This window comes from Cupriavidus sp. HMR-1, assembly GCF_000319775.1.
GTDB classification, from domain to species: domain Bacteria; phylum Pseudomonadota; class Gammaproteobacteria; order Burkholderiales; family Burkholderiaceae; genus Cupriavidus; species Cupriavidus metallidurans.
In genome coordinates this window covers 15,074-30,472 of record NZ_ANKP01000234.1, presented here as the reverse complement: position 1 = coordinate 30,472, position 15,399 = coordinate 15,074, and the positions used below count along the sequence as shown (strand labels likewise).

Here is a 15,399-nt window from a genome sequence, read left to right as displayed (position 1 = left end):
ACCGATTTCAGCTTGCGCGGGATTCTTCCGCCAGCCAGTCGACGACTGGGATCGTCGCCGGCAGGAGCGGCCCCACCGACACAGGCACTGTCTGCCAGGAGAATGCCTGGCCCTCCCGTCCGACCGGATCGCCGCGCCATTCCGTGATCTTGCGGAAATACAGGCGCACATAGGCATGAGGGTAATCATGCTCCAGCGTGTGCCAGTGTTCGCTCCTCACGATGTCGAGGCCGAGTTCTTCGTGCAGCTCGCGCGCCAGGGCCGCCTCAACCGATTCGCCGGGCTCGAGCTTGCCGCCCGGAAATTCCCAGTAGCCCTCGTACGGCTTGCCTGCCGGACGCTGCGCCAGCAGAAACTTGCCGTCCGCCTGGATCATCACGCCAACCGCCACTTCCGTGACCTTGCGCGTCTGCCCGTCGGCGGACTTCACCGTGTCCACCTGACCGCTCATGCCTTGCTGCCTGAATCAGTCGCGGGATCAGCCACGAACGGCTTGCCATGCTTGCCGCCCCAGTCGCGCGCGAACTGCCACGCCACGCGCCCGGAGCGCGAGCCGCGCTCGAGAGCCCAAACCAGCGCATCGCCGCGTGCGGCCTCGATATCGGCGGGCGTGCAGCCAAAGTGTCCGAGCCAGTGACCAACGATGGCCAGGTACTCGTCCTGCTTCGGCGGGTAGAACGACAGCCACAAGCCAAAGCGCTCGGACAGCGAGATCTTCTCCTCCACCACTTCTCCCGGATGGATTTCGCCATCGGAGGTGTGCTGGTAGGTCTCGTTGTCCTTCATGTACTCGGGCAGCAGATGCCGGCGGTTCGACGTCGCATAGATCAGCACGTTGTCTGACTGCGCGGCCACCGAGCCGTCCAACGCCGACTTGAGCGACTTGTAGCCGGATTCGCCGTCCTCGAACGACAAGTCGTCGCAGAAAATCGCGAAGCGCTCGGGGCGCTGCGCAAGCTGCTCGACGATGTCTCCGAGATCGCCCAGATCATCCTTGTCTACTTCCACCAGGCGCAGCCCGTCGTTCACGAATGCATTCAGGCAAGCCTTGATCAGCGACGACTTGCCGGTGCCACGCGCGCCGGTCAGCAGCACGTTGTTGGCCGGCAGCCGGTTCACGAACTGGCGGGTATTGGCGACGATCGCGTCTTTCTGGCGATCGATGTTCTTCAGATCGCCCAGATGGATCGGCGGCAGTTGCCGGATCGCCTGCAGATAGCCGATGTTGCCGAACAGGCTCTGGCGCTTGCGCCAGCGGAACGCTACCGCCTCCTTCCAGTCCGCGTCGGTCAGTTCCGGCGGCAGCCATTGTTCAAGTCGGGCAAGGAAGCCATCGAGGCGGGCAGCGAGGTCAGACATGGGGCGAGTCTTCCAGAATTACGAACTTACGAACGATAGTCGGCGTTGATCGACACGTAGTCATGCGACAGGTCGCAGGTCCACACGGTCGCTTCGGCGTCGCCACGGCCCAGCGCGATGCGCACCGTGATCTCCGCCTGCTTCATCACGCGCTGACCGTCTTCCTCGCGATACTCGGGGTTGCGGCCGCCGTCACGCGCGACCCACACGTCATCGAGCCACAGGTTCACGCGATCGACGTCGAGGTCGTTGACGCCGGCATAGCCGATAGCGGCGAGGATACGGCCGAGGTTGGGGTCCGAGGCATAGAACGCCGTTTTCACCAGCGGCGAATGGGCCACGGCGTAGGCGATCTGGCGGCACTCGGCCACATTCTTGCCCCCTTCCACACGGATCGTCATCAGCTTGGTGGCGCCTTCGCCATCGCGCACGATCGCCTGCGCGAGTTCCTGAGCCAGCGCCGTCACGGCATCACGCAGCGCCTCGAACGCGGCACCCTCGGCGCGATCGATCGTCACGCCGGCCTTGCCGGAAGCGATCAGCACGAACGAGTCGTTGGTCGACGTATCGCCGTCGATCGTGATGCTGTTGAACGAGTGATCGGCGGCGTGCGACACCAGCTTCTGCAACACCGGTTGCGCCACGGCGGCATCGGTGGCGATGAAGCCGAGCATCGTCGCCATGTTCGGGCGGATCATGCCGGCGCCCTTGCTGATGCCGGAGAGCGTCACGGTCTTGCCATCGATCTGCACCGTGCGCGAGGCGGCCTTCGGCTGCGTGTCGGTGGTCATGATCGATTCCGCGGCGGCCAGCCAGTTATCGGCACGTGCGTTGGCGATAGCCGTCGGCAGTGCGGCGGTCAGGCGGTCGACCGGAAGCTGTTCCAGGATCACGCCGGTCGAGAACGGCAGCACCTGGTTCGACTGGATGGCCAGTGCCTTGGCCAGCGCATCGCACGTGGCGCGCGCGGCGGCCAGACCCGGTTCCCCGGTGCCGGCGTTGGCATTGCCAGTGTTCACCACGATGGCACGAATGCCAGCGCCCGCGGCGAGATGCTCGCGGCAAACCTGCACTGGCGCCGCGCAGAACCGGTTCTGCGTGAACACGCCCGCCACCGTGCTGCCTTCGGCCACGCGGACCACGAGCACGTCCTTGCGATTGGCCTTGCGGATACCGGCTTCGGCCCAGCCAAGCTCGACGCCGGCGACGGATTTCAAGTTTTCTGCCTGGGGCAGGGGCAGGTTCACTGGCATGGTGATTTCCTCAAATTCTCTGATGCACCTGACGAACATGCCCGCTTGACGCAGGGTTCAAGCGGGCATGTGCTGGATGGTTTGGTGATGCGCGCCGCGCGCGCCTATCACCGACCGCGACGGACTGGCTTCAGCTCAGCTTGCCGTGGCACTGCTTGAACTTCTTGCCCGAACCGCACGGGCACGGGTCGTTGCGGCCAACCTTGGGCATGCCGGCCAGCGCCGCTTCGCCGCCCATCGCGGCCAGCGCCGCGGCGGCCGTGTTGCTGCGTGCCGGCTCTGCCTGCTCCACAGGCTCGGCGCCCTCGGCGAACTCGTCGTGCTTGTATTGCACGTTCTCGAGGTGCGCCAGACCCTCTTCGATCTGCTCCGAAGCCTGTTCGAGTTCCTCGGGCGATTGGATATGCACGTTGAACACCACGCGCGTGACTTCGCTCTTGATCACGTCCAGCAGGCGCGCGAACAGTTCGAACGATTCGCGCTTGTACTCCTGCTTCGGATCCTTCTGCGCATAGCCACGCAGGTGGATGCCCTGACGCAGATGATCCAGCGCGGCCAGGTGCTCGCGCCAGTGCGTGTCGATGCTTTGCAGCATGACCGAGCGCTCGAAGCCGGCGAACGACTCGCGGCCCACTTGCGCCACCTTGGCGTCGTAGTGCTCGCGCGCTGCCTTCAGGATCATGTCCAGCAGCTCTTCATCCTCGATGCTCTGCGCGCCTTCGATGGTCTTCGCCAGCGGCAGCTCCAGACCCCAGTCGTCACGCAGGCGCTGCTCCAGGCCAGCGATGTCCCACTGCTCTTCCATGCTCTCGGCGGGCACGTACTCGCGGAACACCTCGACCAGCACGCTCTCGCGCAGGTTCGCCACCATGTCGCCGACGTCCTGCGATTCGAGTACGTCGTTGCGGAGCTTGTAGATTTCCTTGCGCTGGTCGTTGGCAACGTCGTCGTACTGCAGCAGTTGCTTGCGGATGTCGAAGTTGCGGCCTTCGACCTTGCGCTGCGCGGATTCGATCGAGCGCGTGACAATACCGGCTTCGATCGGCTCGCCTTCAGGCATCTTCAGGCGCTCCATGATCGCGCGCACGCGGTCGCCGGCGAAGATACGCAGGAGCTGGTCGTCGAGCGACAGATAGAAGCGCGACGAACCCGGGTCGCCCTGACGGCCGGCACGGCCGCGCAGCTGGTTGTCGATCCGGCGCGACTCGTGTCGCTCGGTGCCGACGATATGCAGGCCGCCAGCCGCCTTGACCTGGTCGTGCAGCGATTGCCACTCATCCTTGAGCTTGGCGATGCGCTCGGCCTTCTCGGCATCCGCCAGGTTGGCATCGGCTTCAATAAAACCGGCTTGCTTCTCGACGTTGCCGCCCAGCACGATGTCGGTACCGCGACCGGCCATGTTGGTGGCGATCGTGATCATCTTGGGCCGACCGGCCTGCGCCACGATCTCGGCTTCACGCGCGTGCTGCTTGGCGTTCAGCACTTGGTGCGGCAGCTTTTCCTTGTTCAGCAGGTCCGACAGATACTCGGACGTTTCGATCGACGTCGTGCCCACCAGCACCGGCTGGCCTCGGTCGTAGCAGTCGCGGATATCGCGCACCACGGCGTCGTAGCGTTCCTTCGACGTCTTGTAGATCTGATCCTGCAGGTCCTTGCGCTGGGCCTGACGGTTGGTCGGGATCACCACGACCTCGAGGCCGTAGATTTCCTGGAATTCGTAGGCTTCCGTGTCGGCCGTACCGGTCATGCCGGCCAGCTTCTCGTACATGCGGAAGTAGTTCTGGAACGTGATGGTTGCCAGCGTCTGGTTTTCCTGCTGGACGGTCACGCCTTCCTTGGCTTCCACGGCCTGGTGCAGGCCATCGGACCAGCGGCGGCCCGTCATCAGGCGGCCCGTGAATTCGTCGACGATGATGACCTCGTCGTTCTGCACCACGTAGTGCTGGTCGCGATGGAACAGGCTCTGCGCGCGCAGGGCGGCGTACAGGTGGTGCATCAGCGTAATGTTCTGAGGCGCGTAGAGCGATTCGCCCTCGCTGATCAGGCCGAGCTGGGACAGGATCTGCTCGGCCTTCTCGTGGCCGGCCTCGGTCAGGTAGACCTGATGGCCCTTCTCGTCCACGTAGTAGTCGCCCGGCTTCTCGACGCCGGTACCGTCGGCCTTCTCCTCGCCGATCTGGCGCTCGAGCAGCTTCGGAATGCCGTTCATGCGCTGATAAAGATCGGTCTGGTTCTCGGCCTGGCCCGAGATGATCAGCGGCGTGCGCGCCTCGTCGATCAGGATCGAGTCCACTTCGTCGACGATCGCGTAGTGCAGCGGACGCTGCACGCGCTGCGACGGGTCATAGACCATGTTGTCGCGCAGATAGTCGAAGCCGAACTCGTTGTTGGTGCCGTACGTGATGTCCGCGTTGTACGCGATCTGCTTCTGATCGTGTGGCATCTGCGACAGGTTCACGCCCACCGACAGGCCCAGGAAGTTATACAGGCGCCCCATCCACTCGGCGTCGCGCTGCGCCAGGTAGTCGTTGACCGTCACCACGTGCACGCCCTTGCCGGTCAGCGCATTGAGATACACGGCCAGCGTGGCGGTCAGCGTCTTGCCTTCGCCGGTGCGCATTTCGGCAATCTTGTTGTCGTTCAGCACCATGCCGCCGATCATCTGCACGTCGAAGTGACGCATCTTCATGATCCGCTTGCTGGCTTCGCGGCAGACGGCGAAAGCCTCAGGCAGCAGTGCCTCGAGCGACTCGCCGCCGGCATGGCGCTGGCGGAATGTCTCGGTCATGCCACGCAACTCGTCGTCCGAGAGCTTCTCGAACTTCGGCTCGAGCGCATTGATCTGCTCGACCGTGCGGCGATATTGTTTGATCAGCCGTTCGTTGCGGCTGCCGAAGACTTTCTTGAGAAGGCCCGTGATCATCGAGTGCTTTCACCTGCGAGCGACCAGCGGCGAACCGGGCAGCCACGCGCGAGGAATGGGTGGATTGGCGCAAAACGCCGAGTTTATCATGTGCCGATGTCCTGACCGGACCGCTGCCAGGCCAGAATCTGCATGGGCGCAACAGGCCCGGGCGATAACCGGAGCCGCCCGTCCGGGACAGGCTACCGGTGAGGTTGGGACAACCTCACCGACTTCAATGTTCCGCTGCGTGCCCAGGGTTCGACGATCAGCGGATGGCGGTACGGTCGGTTGGGGAGAGCGCCTCGGCCAAGGGCGCCGGTGCGGCCGCGTTCAGAAAGCCGTTCGGATTACGTGGCAAACCGTTCACATGGACCTCGAAGTGCAGGTGCGCGCCGGTCGAGCGCCCCGTGCTGCCGACCCGGGCAATCATCTGGCCAGGGCGGACGATATCGCCGGCCCGAACCAGCGACTTCGACGCATGAGCATACCGGGTCTTGAGTCCGTTACCGTGATCGATATCAATCATGTTGCCGTACTCGTTGTGCCATTCCGCTGCCACCACCACGCCACCTGCGGCCGCCAGGATCGGCGTGCCGGTGGGCGCCACGAAGTCCACGCCATCATGCTGAGAGCGGCGACCGGTGAAAGGATCGATCCGCGCACCGAAGCTGGATCCGTCGTACCCGGTTGCTACGGGAAGCACCCGGGGGATGCGTCGTTCTCTCATCTGACGGTCCATCAACGCGGTCTCGATCACGTCAAAGTAGTCGACGCGGTGCTCGGCCTGCTCGCCCAAGCGCGCCAGCTCGGCGCGCAACTCCGGCAAGGTCAGTTCGGTCGACTGCGCCGGCGCGGTCGGGCCGCCACGGGCCGGACGATGGCGAAAGTCGAAATCCTGGGGGGCAATGCCGGCGAGACCCGAAACCCGCTCACCGAGGGCATCGAGACGGACCATCTGCGCCTGCAGATCGCCCACGCTCGCGGCAAGCACCGCCAGGTTCTGCCGTAGAAAGGCGTTTTCGCGTGCTTGTCGCGAGACCTCGGGCGACGCTTGGGAGCGCGCCACGAGCCAGGTCACCCCTGAAGCGGCGGCAGCAACGAGCGAGCAGAGCGCCAGCATGAGCAGCGCGACGCGCAGGCGCGTGAGATGAAAACGAAGCATCCGCTGCTCGCGCGGATGTAGCACGATGATTTGCATGACCTAACCCCACCCCAAAAGACGGGGCCGCTCTTTCGGCCCCGTGCGCACGCGGGCAAAGGCATCCCGGCTCTCGGACGGGCAAGGATTGCGCGCTAGAATGCGCGCATGCGCATGTTCACTCACCACGCTCACCAGACCCCTGCGGCCAAGCCACTCAATGACTGGCTGGCCAAGGCCGGGCCGGTTTCGGCGCTGATGCAGACCGCGCGGCAACTGGCATCTCTGGAAGCGGAAGTCCTGTCGCTCCTGCCGCAAGGCATGCGGGCCGGCATCGCCGTGGCCGGCATCAAGACTGACGACCGGGGACCGCAAACGGAACGCACACTGTTGTTGCTTGCCGCGCATGGCGCGGCGGCCGCGCGGGTCCGGCAAGTGGTGCCGACCCTGCTTTCCCGGCTGCAACAACGGGGATCGCAGGTTACCGCAATCCGTGTACGGGTACAACCGGAGGTCGGGCGTGGCGATTGGGACACTGACCCGGTCGAACGCAAGCCGCGAACGGCCAATCTATCGCCCGCCGGATTGCACAGCATGGACGTGCTGGCGCACAACCTGGAGGCGTCACCGCTGAAGGATGCGGTGGTGGCCTTGCTGGCCCGGCATCGCTGATTCGATCCTCGCTACGCCCGCTCAGCCCCCTTATCAGTAGTTTGTTGCGGCTGGATGCGCGGCCCGGCACCATCCCACAGACAACAAAAAACCCCGCGCTCTTTCGAGGCGCGGGGTTTCGATCGAAGCTTGATGCCAGTCAGTTGTCAGGCAAATGCCGGCTGAGCCTGTGGCAGGAACGCGACGGGCGCTTCCTCGACCTTGTCGAAGGTCACGAATTCGTAGGCTTCCTGGTCCGCCAGCAGCGCGCGCAGCAACTGATTGTTCATGCCATGGCCAGATTTGTGCGCAACATATGAAGCAATCAGCGGATGGCCGATCACGTACAGGTCGCCAATCGCGTCGAGGATCTTGTGGCGGACGAACTCGTCGCCGTAGCGCAGTTCCTCGTTGTTCAACATGCGGTGCTCGTCGAGCACGATCGCGTTGTCGAGGCTGCCCCCGCGTGCCAGGCCCATCTCGCGCAGTGCCTCAACTTCATGGGCAAAACCGAAAGTGCGGGCACGGGCGATTTCACGGACGTAGCTGGTGTCGGCAAAGTCGATCGTGAACGTCTGACCCGTCTTGTCGACAGCGGGATGGCGGAAGTCGATCGTGAAGGCAAGCTTGAAACCGAAGAACGGCTCCAGGCGAGCCAGCTTGTCGCCATCGCGGACTTCCACGGCTTTCTTCACGCGGATGAAACGCTTGGCCGCAGGCTGCTCTTCCATGCCCGCCGACTGCAGCAGGAACACGAACGATGCCGCGCTGCCGTCCATGATCGGAATTTCTTCGGCGTCGACGTCGACATAAAGATTGTCGACACCCAGGCCGGCGCAGGCCGACATCAGGTGTTCAACGGTCGAAACGCGCGCGCCGTCCTTCTGGAGCACCGATGCCAGACGGGTATCACCAATGGCCGAAGCCGCCGCATGGATTTCCACGGCCTCGGGCAGGTCGACGCGGGTAAAGACAATGCCGGTATCGGCCGGAGCCGGGCGCAGGGTCAGCGTCACTTTGCGGCCCGAGTGCAAACCGATACCAACCGTCTTCACCAGGGATTTGATAGTGCGCTGTTTGAGCATGACGGCCTCAACTATTATTAAAAGCTATTGGGCGTAAAACTTGATAACGCGATACTACCATTACTCGGTCTATTGCGCTGCACCACTTTGTTTCGGGGTGTTAGACAACGTCCGAAATGATACGCATAAAGCATTCACGCCCGAACTACCGTATCAGGCGCGCAACGCTTGCAGCACCCATTCGGCACTGCTGACCTTGAACTCGCCCGGCTCCTCGACGAACAGGTGGGTCACCACACCGTCATCGACGACCATCGCATAGCGTTTGGCGCGCACACCCAGGCCGCGCTGGCTCAGGTCCTGATCCAGCCCCAGGGCCTTGGCCCATTGCGCGGCGCCGTCACCCATCATCCTGACCTTGCCTGTGGCCTTCTGCTCGCGTCCCCAGGCACCCATCACAAAGGCGTCGTTGACCGAGTGGCACCAGATTTCGTCGACACCGGCGGCACGCAAGGCATCGTACTCCTTGAGATAGCTGGGCACATGCTTCGCGGAGCAAGTCGGGGTAAAAGCGCCGGGCAGGCCGAAGACCACGATCTTGCGGCCCTTGACCAGTTCGGCCACCGAAAACGCATTCGGCCCGAGCGCGCAGCCTTCGGATTCGGTTTCGAAAAATTCGTACAGCGTGGCGTCGGGGACGCGTTGCCCAATGGCGATCATGGGAGATTCCTCCTCTCGGTAGAAACCCTGCCTGCATCATAGGGGCGGATGCCGTTGCAACCAAGCGTCGCATTGGCGAATCCTGGCTTCAGCTATGTCAAGTGCAGGGCAGTCGGCTTGCTGCTCAAACGCCGCGCGGCGCGTCTTGTGGACGCGCCGCGCGGACGGGGGCACATCCCGCCGCTGGGAGGCGGGAAACCAGTCCGGGGAGGCGGCCGATGGCCTGCCTGCCCGGCAACGGGATGCGGACGGACTGCTTTCGGCGCGGGCGCGACGCGTGCCGGCGCACTGACGGATGGCGTCAGTCCAGGCAATCACCGAGCGGAAAGGGAGCGCTCGGGCGATGCGGAACGGACCAGCGACAACCCGCCAGGCACGCGGCCAACGCCACGGCCCTGCCGGAGCCCAACTCAGTCAGCCTGCTTGCGCAGGAAGGCCGGGATGTCGTACGTATCCACGCCCTTCTCTTGCAGCGCCGCCACGTGGGCGGACGCCGACTCGCGCGAGCTGCGCCACACGGCCGGCGTATCCAGGCCGCTGTAGTCCGGCGATGCATGCGCCGGGGCAGCGGTCAGGCCAGCCATCATCTGCACCGGGATGTTGTCCGTGCCGGTTTTCAGCAGCGTCATCGGCTGCTGCTTCTTGGCCGAACGGCCCAGGCCAGTGGCCACCACGGTCACGCGCAGCGCGTCGCTCATCGAATCGTCGTACACCGTACCGAAGATCACGGTCGCGTCTTCCGCAGCGTAGCTGCGGATCGTGTTCATGACTTCCTTGGTTTCCGACAGCTTCAACGAGCGGCTGGCCGTGATGTTGACCAGCACGCCACGCGCGCCGGACAGGTCCACACCTTCGAGCAGCGGGCTGGCCACGGCCTGTTCGGCGGCCAGGCGGGCGCGATCCACGCCGGACACGGTAGCCGTGCCCATCATGGCCTTGCCCTGCTCGCCCATCACCGTCTTCACGTCTTCAAAGTCGACGTTCACGAGACCGTCGACATTGATGATTTCGGCGATGCCAGCGACAGCGTTATGCAGCACGTCATCGGCGCACTGGAAGCACTTGTCCATCTCGGCGTCGTCGCCCATCACTTCGAACAGCTTCTCGTTGAGCACAACGATCAGCGAGTCCACCGACGACTCGAGTTCGCCCGAACCGTGTTCGGCCACCTTGGCACGGCGCGCGCCTTCGAAGTCGAACGGCTTGCTGACCACGCCCACGGTCAGGATGCCCATTTCCTTGGCCACCTGCGCCACGATCGGCGCAGCACCGGTACCGGTGCCACCGCCCATGCCGGCAGTGATGAAGACCATGTGCGCGCCGCGCAGGGCGTCGGCGATCTGGTCACGCGCCTGCTCCGCGCAGTTACGGCCAACTTCCGGCTTGGCACCGGCTCCAAGGCCGGTGTTGCCCAGTTGCAGCACGCGCGATGCGGTGGAGCGCTTCAGCGCCTGGGCATCGGTATTCATGCAAATGAATTCCACACCCTGTACGCCACGGCTGATCATGTGCTGCACGGCATTGCCGCCCGCGCCGCCCACGCCCACCACCTTGATGATGGTGCCGTCCTGAATCTCCGTTTCGATCATGTCAAAGTCCATCACTGCCTCCGAGAAAAATCAGTCCCCAAACGCTGCAGCCTCCCCGCCGCAACCCTTGGTTCCTGAACAAGAAACCATCAAGAACAACTAACCAGAAAAACTGCGAAAAAACTGCTCAACGTGCATTTCCGCCATCTCGCTGACGCCAGTCGCGTATCACGTCAAAGAAAACCTGACCGGCAAACTCATCAGAAGTTGCCGACAAACCATTCCTTCATGCGTCCCCACACCTGCTTCACGGAGCCGCTCTGCACCGCCACCTTGCGGCCGCGCATACGCTGAACGCATCCTTCCTGCAGCAGGCCCATCACCGTGGAGTAACGCGGGCTCTTCACGACTTCGTGCAGGTTGCCGCGATACTCGGGCACGCCCACGCGCACGGGCTTCAGGAAGATGTCTTCGCCCAGTTCCACCATGCCCGGCATCATGGCCGTGCCACCGGTGATCACCACGCCCGAAGACAGCAGTTCCTCGTAGCCCGACTCGCGCACCACCTGGTGCACCAGCGAATAGAGTTCCTCGATACGCGGCTCGATCACGGCGGCCAGCGCCTGACGGCTCAGCGTGCGCGTGCCGCGGTCGCCCACGCCAGGCACCTCGATCATGTCTTCCGGGTCGGCGATCGCCTGCTTGGCAATGCCGTACTGCATCTTGATGTCCTCGGCATCGGGCGTCGGCGTGCGCAGCGCCATGGCGATGTCGTTGGTGATCTGGTCCCCGGCGATCGGGATCACGGCCGTGTGCCGGATCGCGCCTTCGCTGAAGATGGCGATGTCCGTCGTGCCGCCGCCGATATCCACCAGCACCACGCCGAGTTCCTTCTCGTCCTCTGTCAGCACCGCCAGGCTCGAGGCCAGCGGCTGCAGGATCAGGTCGTGCACTTCCAGGCCGCAGCGGCGCACGCACTTGACGATGTTCTGGGCCGCGCTAACCGCGCCCGTCACGATATGCACCTTCACTTCGAGCCGGATACCGCTCATGCCGATGGGCTCGCGCACATCCTCCTGGCCGTCGATGATGAATTCCTGGGTCAGGATGTGCAGGATCTGCTGATCGGTCGGGATGTTGACCGCCTTGGCGGTCTCGATCACCCGGGCCACGTCCGTCTGCGTGACTTCCTTGTCCTTGATCGCCACCATGCCGCTCGAGTTGAAGCTGCGGATATGGCTGCCGGCAATGCCGGTGAACACCTCGGCGATCTTGCAGTCAGCCATCAGCTCGGCTTCTTCCAGCGCGCGCTGGATCGACTGCACGGTTGCCTCGATGTTGACCACGACCCCCTTCTTCAAACCCTTGGACTCGGACTGGCCCATCCCGATCACCTCATAGCTGCCGTCGGGGCGCAGTTCCGCCACCACGGCCGCCACCTTCGAGGTGCCGATGTCTAGACCGACCAGTAGGTCCTTGTATTCCTTGCTCATCGAGTTTTCTCCGCGTTCTTACTCTTGAGTCGCGTCGGATTGTTGTTGGTGTTACCGGCCGAAGCCGCCTGGGGGGTTGCCGTGCCGCTGGCAGCCTTGGTCGCCGCCTTGGCCGCCGCCGCTGCCTGCGCATCGGTCAGGAAGCGCACGCTGGCCGCCCGGATCGCGAATCCGTTGGGATAGCGCAGATCGGCATACTCGATCTGCTTGCCCATCTGCTCCGTGACCTGCGGCCACGACGCCACGAAGCGCTTGACCCGCGCCTCCATGGCCGTGCGATCCTCGTCGTTCTGCTCGCGGCCGAATTCGACGACCATGCCGTTAGACAACTTGGCACGCCATGCATAACGCCCCGACAGCGCGACGGCCAGCGGTTCGAGCTTCATCGGCTTGAACCACTCGCGCATGATCTCCAGCTTCTCGACCACGTCTCCCTCGCTGTCCGGCGGTCCGTCAAGCGCCAGCAGTTGGGCATCCTCTTCGGCCTCGGCGGTGTTGGCCACGAATACCTCGCCATAGGTATTGATCAGCCTGCCACTATCCGGACCACCCCAGGTACCGAGGGGCTCATGCTCTTCCACCTGGATCGCCAGGCCGTTCGGCCACTCGCGTCGCACGCTCGCGTGGCGCACCCAGGGCACCGACTCGAACGCCTGGCGCGCCGTGTTCAGGTCGAGCGTGAAGAAGTTGCCGGCCAGCTTGCCCAGCGCGTTCGCCCGCACGCTCGGCGCGTTCACGTGGCGCAACGGCTCGCCATCCATCGACGTCAGCTCGACATGCGTAATGGCGAACACCGGCCGCTGGGCCAGCCACAGCAGCCCAGCCCCAAGCGCCATGAGCGCCACCAGCGCGTATAGCGCTGAGGCGAGCAGGTTGAGCAGGCGCGCGTTATGCCACATGTGTCGTCGGTCAGGCGGTCGGTACTGCGGTTATTCGGGTTTCCAGTGTTCATTCGGATGCAGGTCCAGCGTGGCGGCCGCCAGTACCTGCATGACGAAATCCTCATAGCTGATGCCCTGCGCGCGCGCCGCCATCGGCACGAGCGAATGGCCGGTCATGCCGGGGGACGTATTCATTTCGAGCAGATAAGGCTTGCCGTCACGCGTCAGCATCACGTCCGCGCGGGCCCAGCCGCGACACCCCAGCACCCGGAATGCCTCCACGGCCAGCGCGCGTACTTCGCGCTCCAGCGCGTCGGGCAATGTCGACGGGCACAGGTATTGGGTATCGTCAGTAAAATACTTATTTTGATAGTCGTAGTTCGACTCCGGCGCGACAATCTTGATAACCGGGAGCGCTTCGGCCGTCGGACCCTCGCCCACGATCGGGCAAGTCAGCTCCGCGCCGTCGATGAACGTCTCGGCGATCACGTCGGCATCGAGCCCTGCAGCCTTCTCGAACGCAGCGCGCATCTGGTCCGCGGCGACCACCTTGGTCAGGCCGATCGACGACCCTTCACGGGCCGGCTTGACGATCAGCGGCAGGCCAAGATCGGCAACCACGGCATCGAAATCGGTATTCGCGTAGAGCATCGCGAAGCGCGGCGTGGTCAGGCCATGCGTCATCCACAGGCGCTTGGTAGCCTGCTTGTCCATGGCCAGCGCCGACGCCAGCACGCCGCTGCCGGTATAGGGGATGCCAAGCTGCTCGAGCAGGCCCTGCATCGTGCCGTCTTCGCCGTAGCGGCCGTGCAGCGCGATAAAAACGCGGTCGAAACCTGCCGCAGCCAGTTCGCTGATCGGCTGCAGACCCGGATCGAACGGATGCGCATCGACGCCGCGCGACTTCAGCGCGGCCAGCACGCCGTTCCCGGACAGCAGCGAGATCTCGCGCTCGGCCGACTTGCCGCCCAGCAGCACGCCAACCTTGCCCAGCGACTTCGGATCGATATTGGGATGGGCGACGAAGCTCATTGCTGCCCCCCTTGTTGATGCGATACCAACTGGCCCGGCACCGCGCCGATCGAGCCAGCGCCCATGGTTACGACCACATCGCCGGGCCGTACGGCATTCAGGATGGCCTGGGGCATGTCCTCGATCTGCTCGACAAAAACGGGTTCTACCTTGTTTGCGACGCGCAGCGCGCGCGTCAGCGCGCGGCCATCGGCCGCGACGATCGGCGATTCACCGGCGGCGTACACCTCCGCCAGCAGCAGCGCGTCGACGGTGCCCAGCACCTTGACGAAGTCCTCGAAACAGTCGCGCGTGCGTGTAAAACGATGGGGCTGGAACGCCAGCACCAGGCGGCGGTCCGGGAACGCGCCGCGCGCGGCGGCCAGCGTCGCGGCCATCTCGACCGGGTGGTGGCCGTAGTCGTCGACCAGCGTGAACGTGCCCGAACCGTCGGGCGTCGCCACCTCGCCATAGCGCTGGAAGCGGCGGCCCACGCCGTGAAACTCGCGCAGCGCCTTGACGATCGACGCGTCCGGCACTTCGAGTTCGGTGGCGATCGCGATAGCGGCCAGCGCGTTCTGCACGTTGTGAATCCCCGGCAGGTTCAGCACGATGTCGAGCGGCGGCTCGGCGTGGCCATTGAGCTGGCGCAGCACGGTGAAGTGCATCTGTCCATCGACGGCGCGCGCATTGACGGCGCGAATCTGCGCGTCCTCGGCAAATCCGTAGCGCACCACCGGCTTGGACACGAACGGCAGGATCTCGCGCACGTTCGGATCATCGACGCACAGCACGGCAATGCCGTAGAACGGCAAGCGCTGGGTGAACTCCACGAACGCCTGCTTGAGCCGGGCAAAATCATGCCCGTAGGTGTCCATGTGGTCGGCGTCGATATTGGTGATGACTTCCATCACCGGAAACAGGTTCAGGAACGACGCGTCGGACTCGTCGGCTTCCGCGACGATGAAATCGCCCGTGCCGAGCCGCGCGTTGGCGCCGGCTGAATTCAGGCGGCCACCGATCACGAACGTCGGATCGAGCCCGCCTTCGGCCAGCACCGATGCCACCAGGCTGGTCGTGGTGGTCTTGCCATGGGTGCCGGCAATGGCCACACCCTGCTTCAGGCGCATCAGCTCGGCCAGCATCACCGCACGCGGCACCACCGGGATACGCCTGGCGCGGGCTGCCAGCACTTCGGGGTTGTCGTTGGTCACCGCGGTGGATACCACCACGGCATTGGCGCCCGTCACGTTCTCCGCGCCGTGGCCATGAGCCACGCGCGCGCCGAGCGAAGCCAGGCGCCGCGTGGCGGCATTGCTGCCCACGTCGGAACCCGAGACCTTGTAGCCCAGATTCAGCAGGACCTCGGCGATGCCGCTCATGCCGGCCCCGCCAATACCTACGAAGTGGATGTTCTTGACAATATGCTTCATT

13 protein-coding genes are annotated in these 15,399 nt (G+C 64.3%); 1 reads left to right on the top strand and 12 read right to left on the bottom strand.

The genetic code is table 11. The features are described from left to right. Positions 1–7 precede the first annotated feature (7 nt). From D769_RS23870 to D769_RS23850, 5 genes are all read right to left on the bottom strand, one after another. Entirely contained in the window at positions 8–451 is a 444-nt protein-coding gene (locus D769_RS23870; RefSeq protein WP_008650327.1) for an NUDIX domain-containing protein, read from the bottom strand. Next, the gene (locus D769_RS23865; protein ID WP_008650326.1) at positions 448–1,359 is read right to left on the bottom strand and encodes an ATP-binding protein; all 912 of its coding nucleotides are present in this window, start codon (positions 1,357–1,359) and stop codon (positions 448–450) included. Before D769_RS23865 ends, D769_RS23870 begins: the two co-directional genes overlap by 4 nt. Before the next feature lie 26 nt (positions 1,360–1,385). Further along, positions 1,386–2,612, bottom strand: coding sequence for a bifunctional glutamate N-acetyltransferase/amino-acid acetyltransferase ArgJ (gene argJ, locus D769_RS23860; protein WP_008650325.1), 1,227 nt, complete (start codon positions 2,610–2,612; stop codon positions 1,386–1,388). A 130-nt stretch (positions 2,613–2,742) separates the two neighbouring features. Continuing rightward, on the bottom strand, positions 2,743–5,535 hold the full coding sequence (secA, locus tag D769_RS23855) for a preprotein translocase subunit SecA (RefSeq protein ID WP_008650323.1): 2,793 nt from the start codon (positions 5,533–5,535) through the stop codon (positions 2,743–2,745). Between the two features lie 247 nt (positions 5,536–5,782). Then, positions 5,783–6,715 carry a M23 family metallopeptidase gene (locus D769_RS23850; RefSeq protein ID WP_008650322.1) on the bottom strand — a complete coding sequence of 311 codons (933 nt, stop codon included), beginning with the start codon at positions 6,713–6,715 and terminating at the stop codon, positions 5,783–5,785. A 108-nt stretch (positions 6,716–6,823) separates the two neighbouring features. On the opposite strand from D769_RS23850, the gene D769_RS23845 reads away from it, so the two are divergent. Next, positions 6,824–7,327 (top strand): DciA family protein, encoded by a 504-nt coding sequence (locus D769_RS23845; RefSeq protein ID WP_008650321.1) that lies wholly within the window; start codon positions 6,824–6,826, stop codon positions 7,325–7,327. A gap of 146 nt (positions 7,328–7,473) precedes the next feature. Here the strand turns inward: D769_RS23845 and lpxC are convergent, their stop codons facing one another. The 7 genes from lpxC to murC all read right to left on the bottom strand — a co-directional run bounded on the left by lpxC (position 7,474) and on the right by murC (position 15,398). Then, positions 7,474–8,391 (bottom strand): UDP-3-O-acyl-N-acetylglucosamine deacetylase, encoded by a 918-nt coding sequence (gene lpxC, locus D769_RS23840; protein ID WP_008650320.1) that lies wholly within the window; start codon positions 8,389–8,391, stop codon positions 7,474–7,476. 153 nt (positions 8,392–8,544) lie between these two features. Continuing rightward, a complete protein-coding gene (locus D769_RS23835) occupies positions 8,545–9,051 on the bottom strand; it encodes a peroxiredoxin (RefSeq protein WP_008650319.1) in 507 nt (168 codons plus the stop codon). Positions 9,052–9,461: 410 nt separating this feature from the next. Further along, a complete protein-coding gene (gene ftsZ, locus D769_RS23830) occupies positions 9,462–10,652 on the bottom strand; it encodes a cell division protein FtsZ (protein ID WP_008650317.1) in 1,191 nt (396 codons plus the stop codon). Positions 10,653–10,840: 188 nt separating this feature from the next. After that, on the bottom strand, positions 10,841–12,073 hold the full coding sequence (ftsA, locus tag D769_RS23825; protein ID WP_008650315.1) for a cell division protein FtsA: 1,233 nt from the start codon (positions 12,071–12,073) through the stop codon (positions 10,841–10,843). Continuing rightward, positions 12,070–12,972, bottom strand: a complete 903-nt coding sequence (locus D769_RS23820; RefSeq protein ID WP_008650314.1) for a cell division protein FtsQ/DivIB — start codon at positions 12,970–12,972, stop codon at positions 12,070–12,072. The genes ftsA and D769_RS23820 overlap by 4 nt, the downstream gene beginning before the upstream one ends. Before the next feature lie 30 nt (positions 12,973–13,002). Further along, on the bottom strand, positions 13,003–13,986 hold the full coding sequence (locus D769_RS23815; protein WP_008650312.1) for a D-alanine--D-alanine ligase: 984 nt from the start codon (positions 13,984–13,986) through the stop codon (positions 13,003–13,005). Beyond that, complete coding sequence (gene murC, locus D769_RS23810; RefSeq protein ID WP_008650310.1) at positions 13,983–15,398, bottom strand: UDP-N-acetylmuramate--L-alanine ligase; 1,416 nt, start codon at positions 15,396–15,398, stop codon at positions 13,983–13,985. Before murC ends, D769_RS23815 begins: the two co-directional genes overlap by 4 nt. Position 15,399 lies beyond the last annotated feature (1 nt).

Coding starts and splice junctions, on each gene's coding strand:
- D769_RS23850 (WP_008650322.1), bottom strand. CDS start 6,715: ATGCAAATCATCGTGCTACATCCGCGCGAGCAGCGGATGCTTCGTTTT.
- D769_RS23845 (WP_008650321.1), top strand. CDS start 6,824: ATGCGCATGTTCACTCACCACGCTCACCAGACCCCTGCGGCCAAGCCA.
- ftsA (WP_008650315.1), bottom strand. CDS start 12,073: ATGAGCAAGGAATACAAGGACCTACTGGTCGGTCTAGACATCGGCACC.
- D769_RS23815 (WP_008650312.1), bottom strand. CDS start 13,986: ATGAGCTTCGTCGCCCATCCCAATATCGATCCGAAGTCGCTGGGCAAG.
- murC (WP_008650310.1), bottom strand. CDS start 15,398: ATGAAGCATATTGTCAAGAACATCCACTTCGTAGGTATTGGCGGGGCC.
- lpxC (WP_008650320.1), bottom strand. CDS start 8,391: ATGCTCAAACAGCGCACTATCAAATCCCTGGTGAAGACGGTTGGTATC.
- secA (WP_008650323.1), bottom strand. CDS start 5,535: ATGATCACGGGCCTTCTCAAGAAAGTCTTCGGCAGCCGCAACGAACGG.
- D769_RS23870 (WP_008650327.1), bottom strand. CDS start 451: ATGAGCGGTCAGGTGGACACGGTGAAGTCCGCCGACGGGCAGACGCGC.
- ftsZ (WP_008650317.1), bottom strand. CDS start 10,652: ATGGACTTTGACATGATCGAAACGGAGATTCAGGACGGCACCATCATC.
- argJ (WP_008650325.1), bottom strand. CDS start 2,612: ATGCCAGTGAACCTGCCCCTGCCCCAGGCAGAAAACTTGAAATCCGTC.
- D769_RS23820 (WP_008650314.1), bottom strand. CDS start 12,972: ATGTGGCATAACGCGCGCCTGCTCAACCTGCTCGCCTCAGCGCTATAC.
- D769_RS23865 (WP_008650326.1), bottom strand. CDS start 1,359: ATGTCTGACCTCGCTGCCCGCCTCGATGGCTTCCTTGCCCGACTTGAA.
- D769_RS23835 (WP_008650319.1), bottom strand. CDS start 9,051: ATGATCGCCATTGGGCAACGCGTCCCCGACGCCACGCTGTACGAATTT.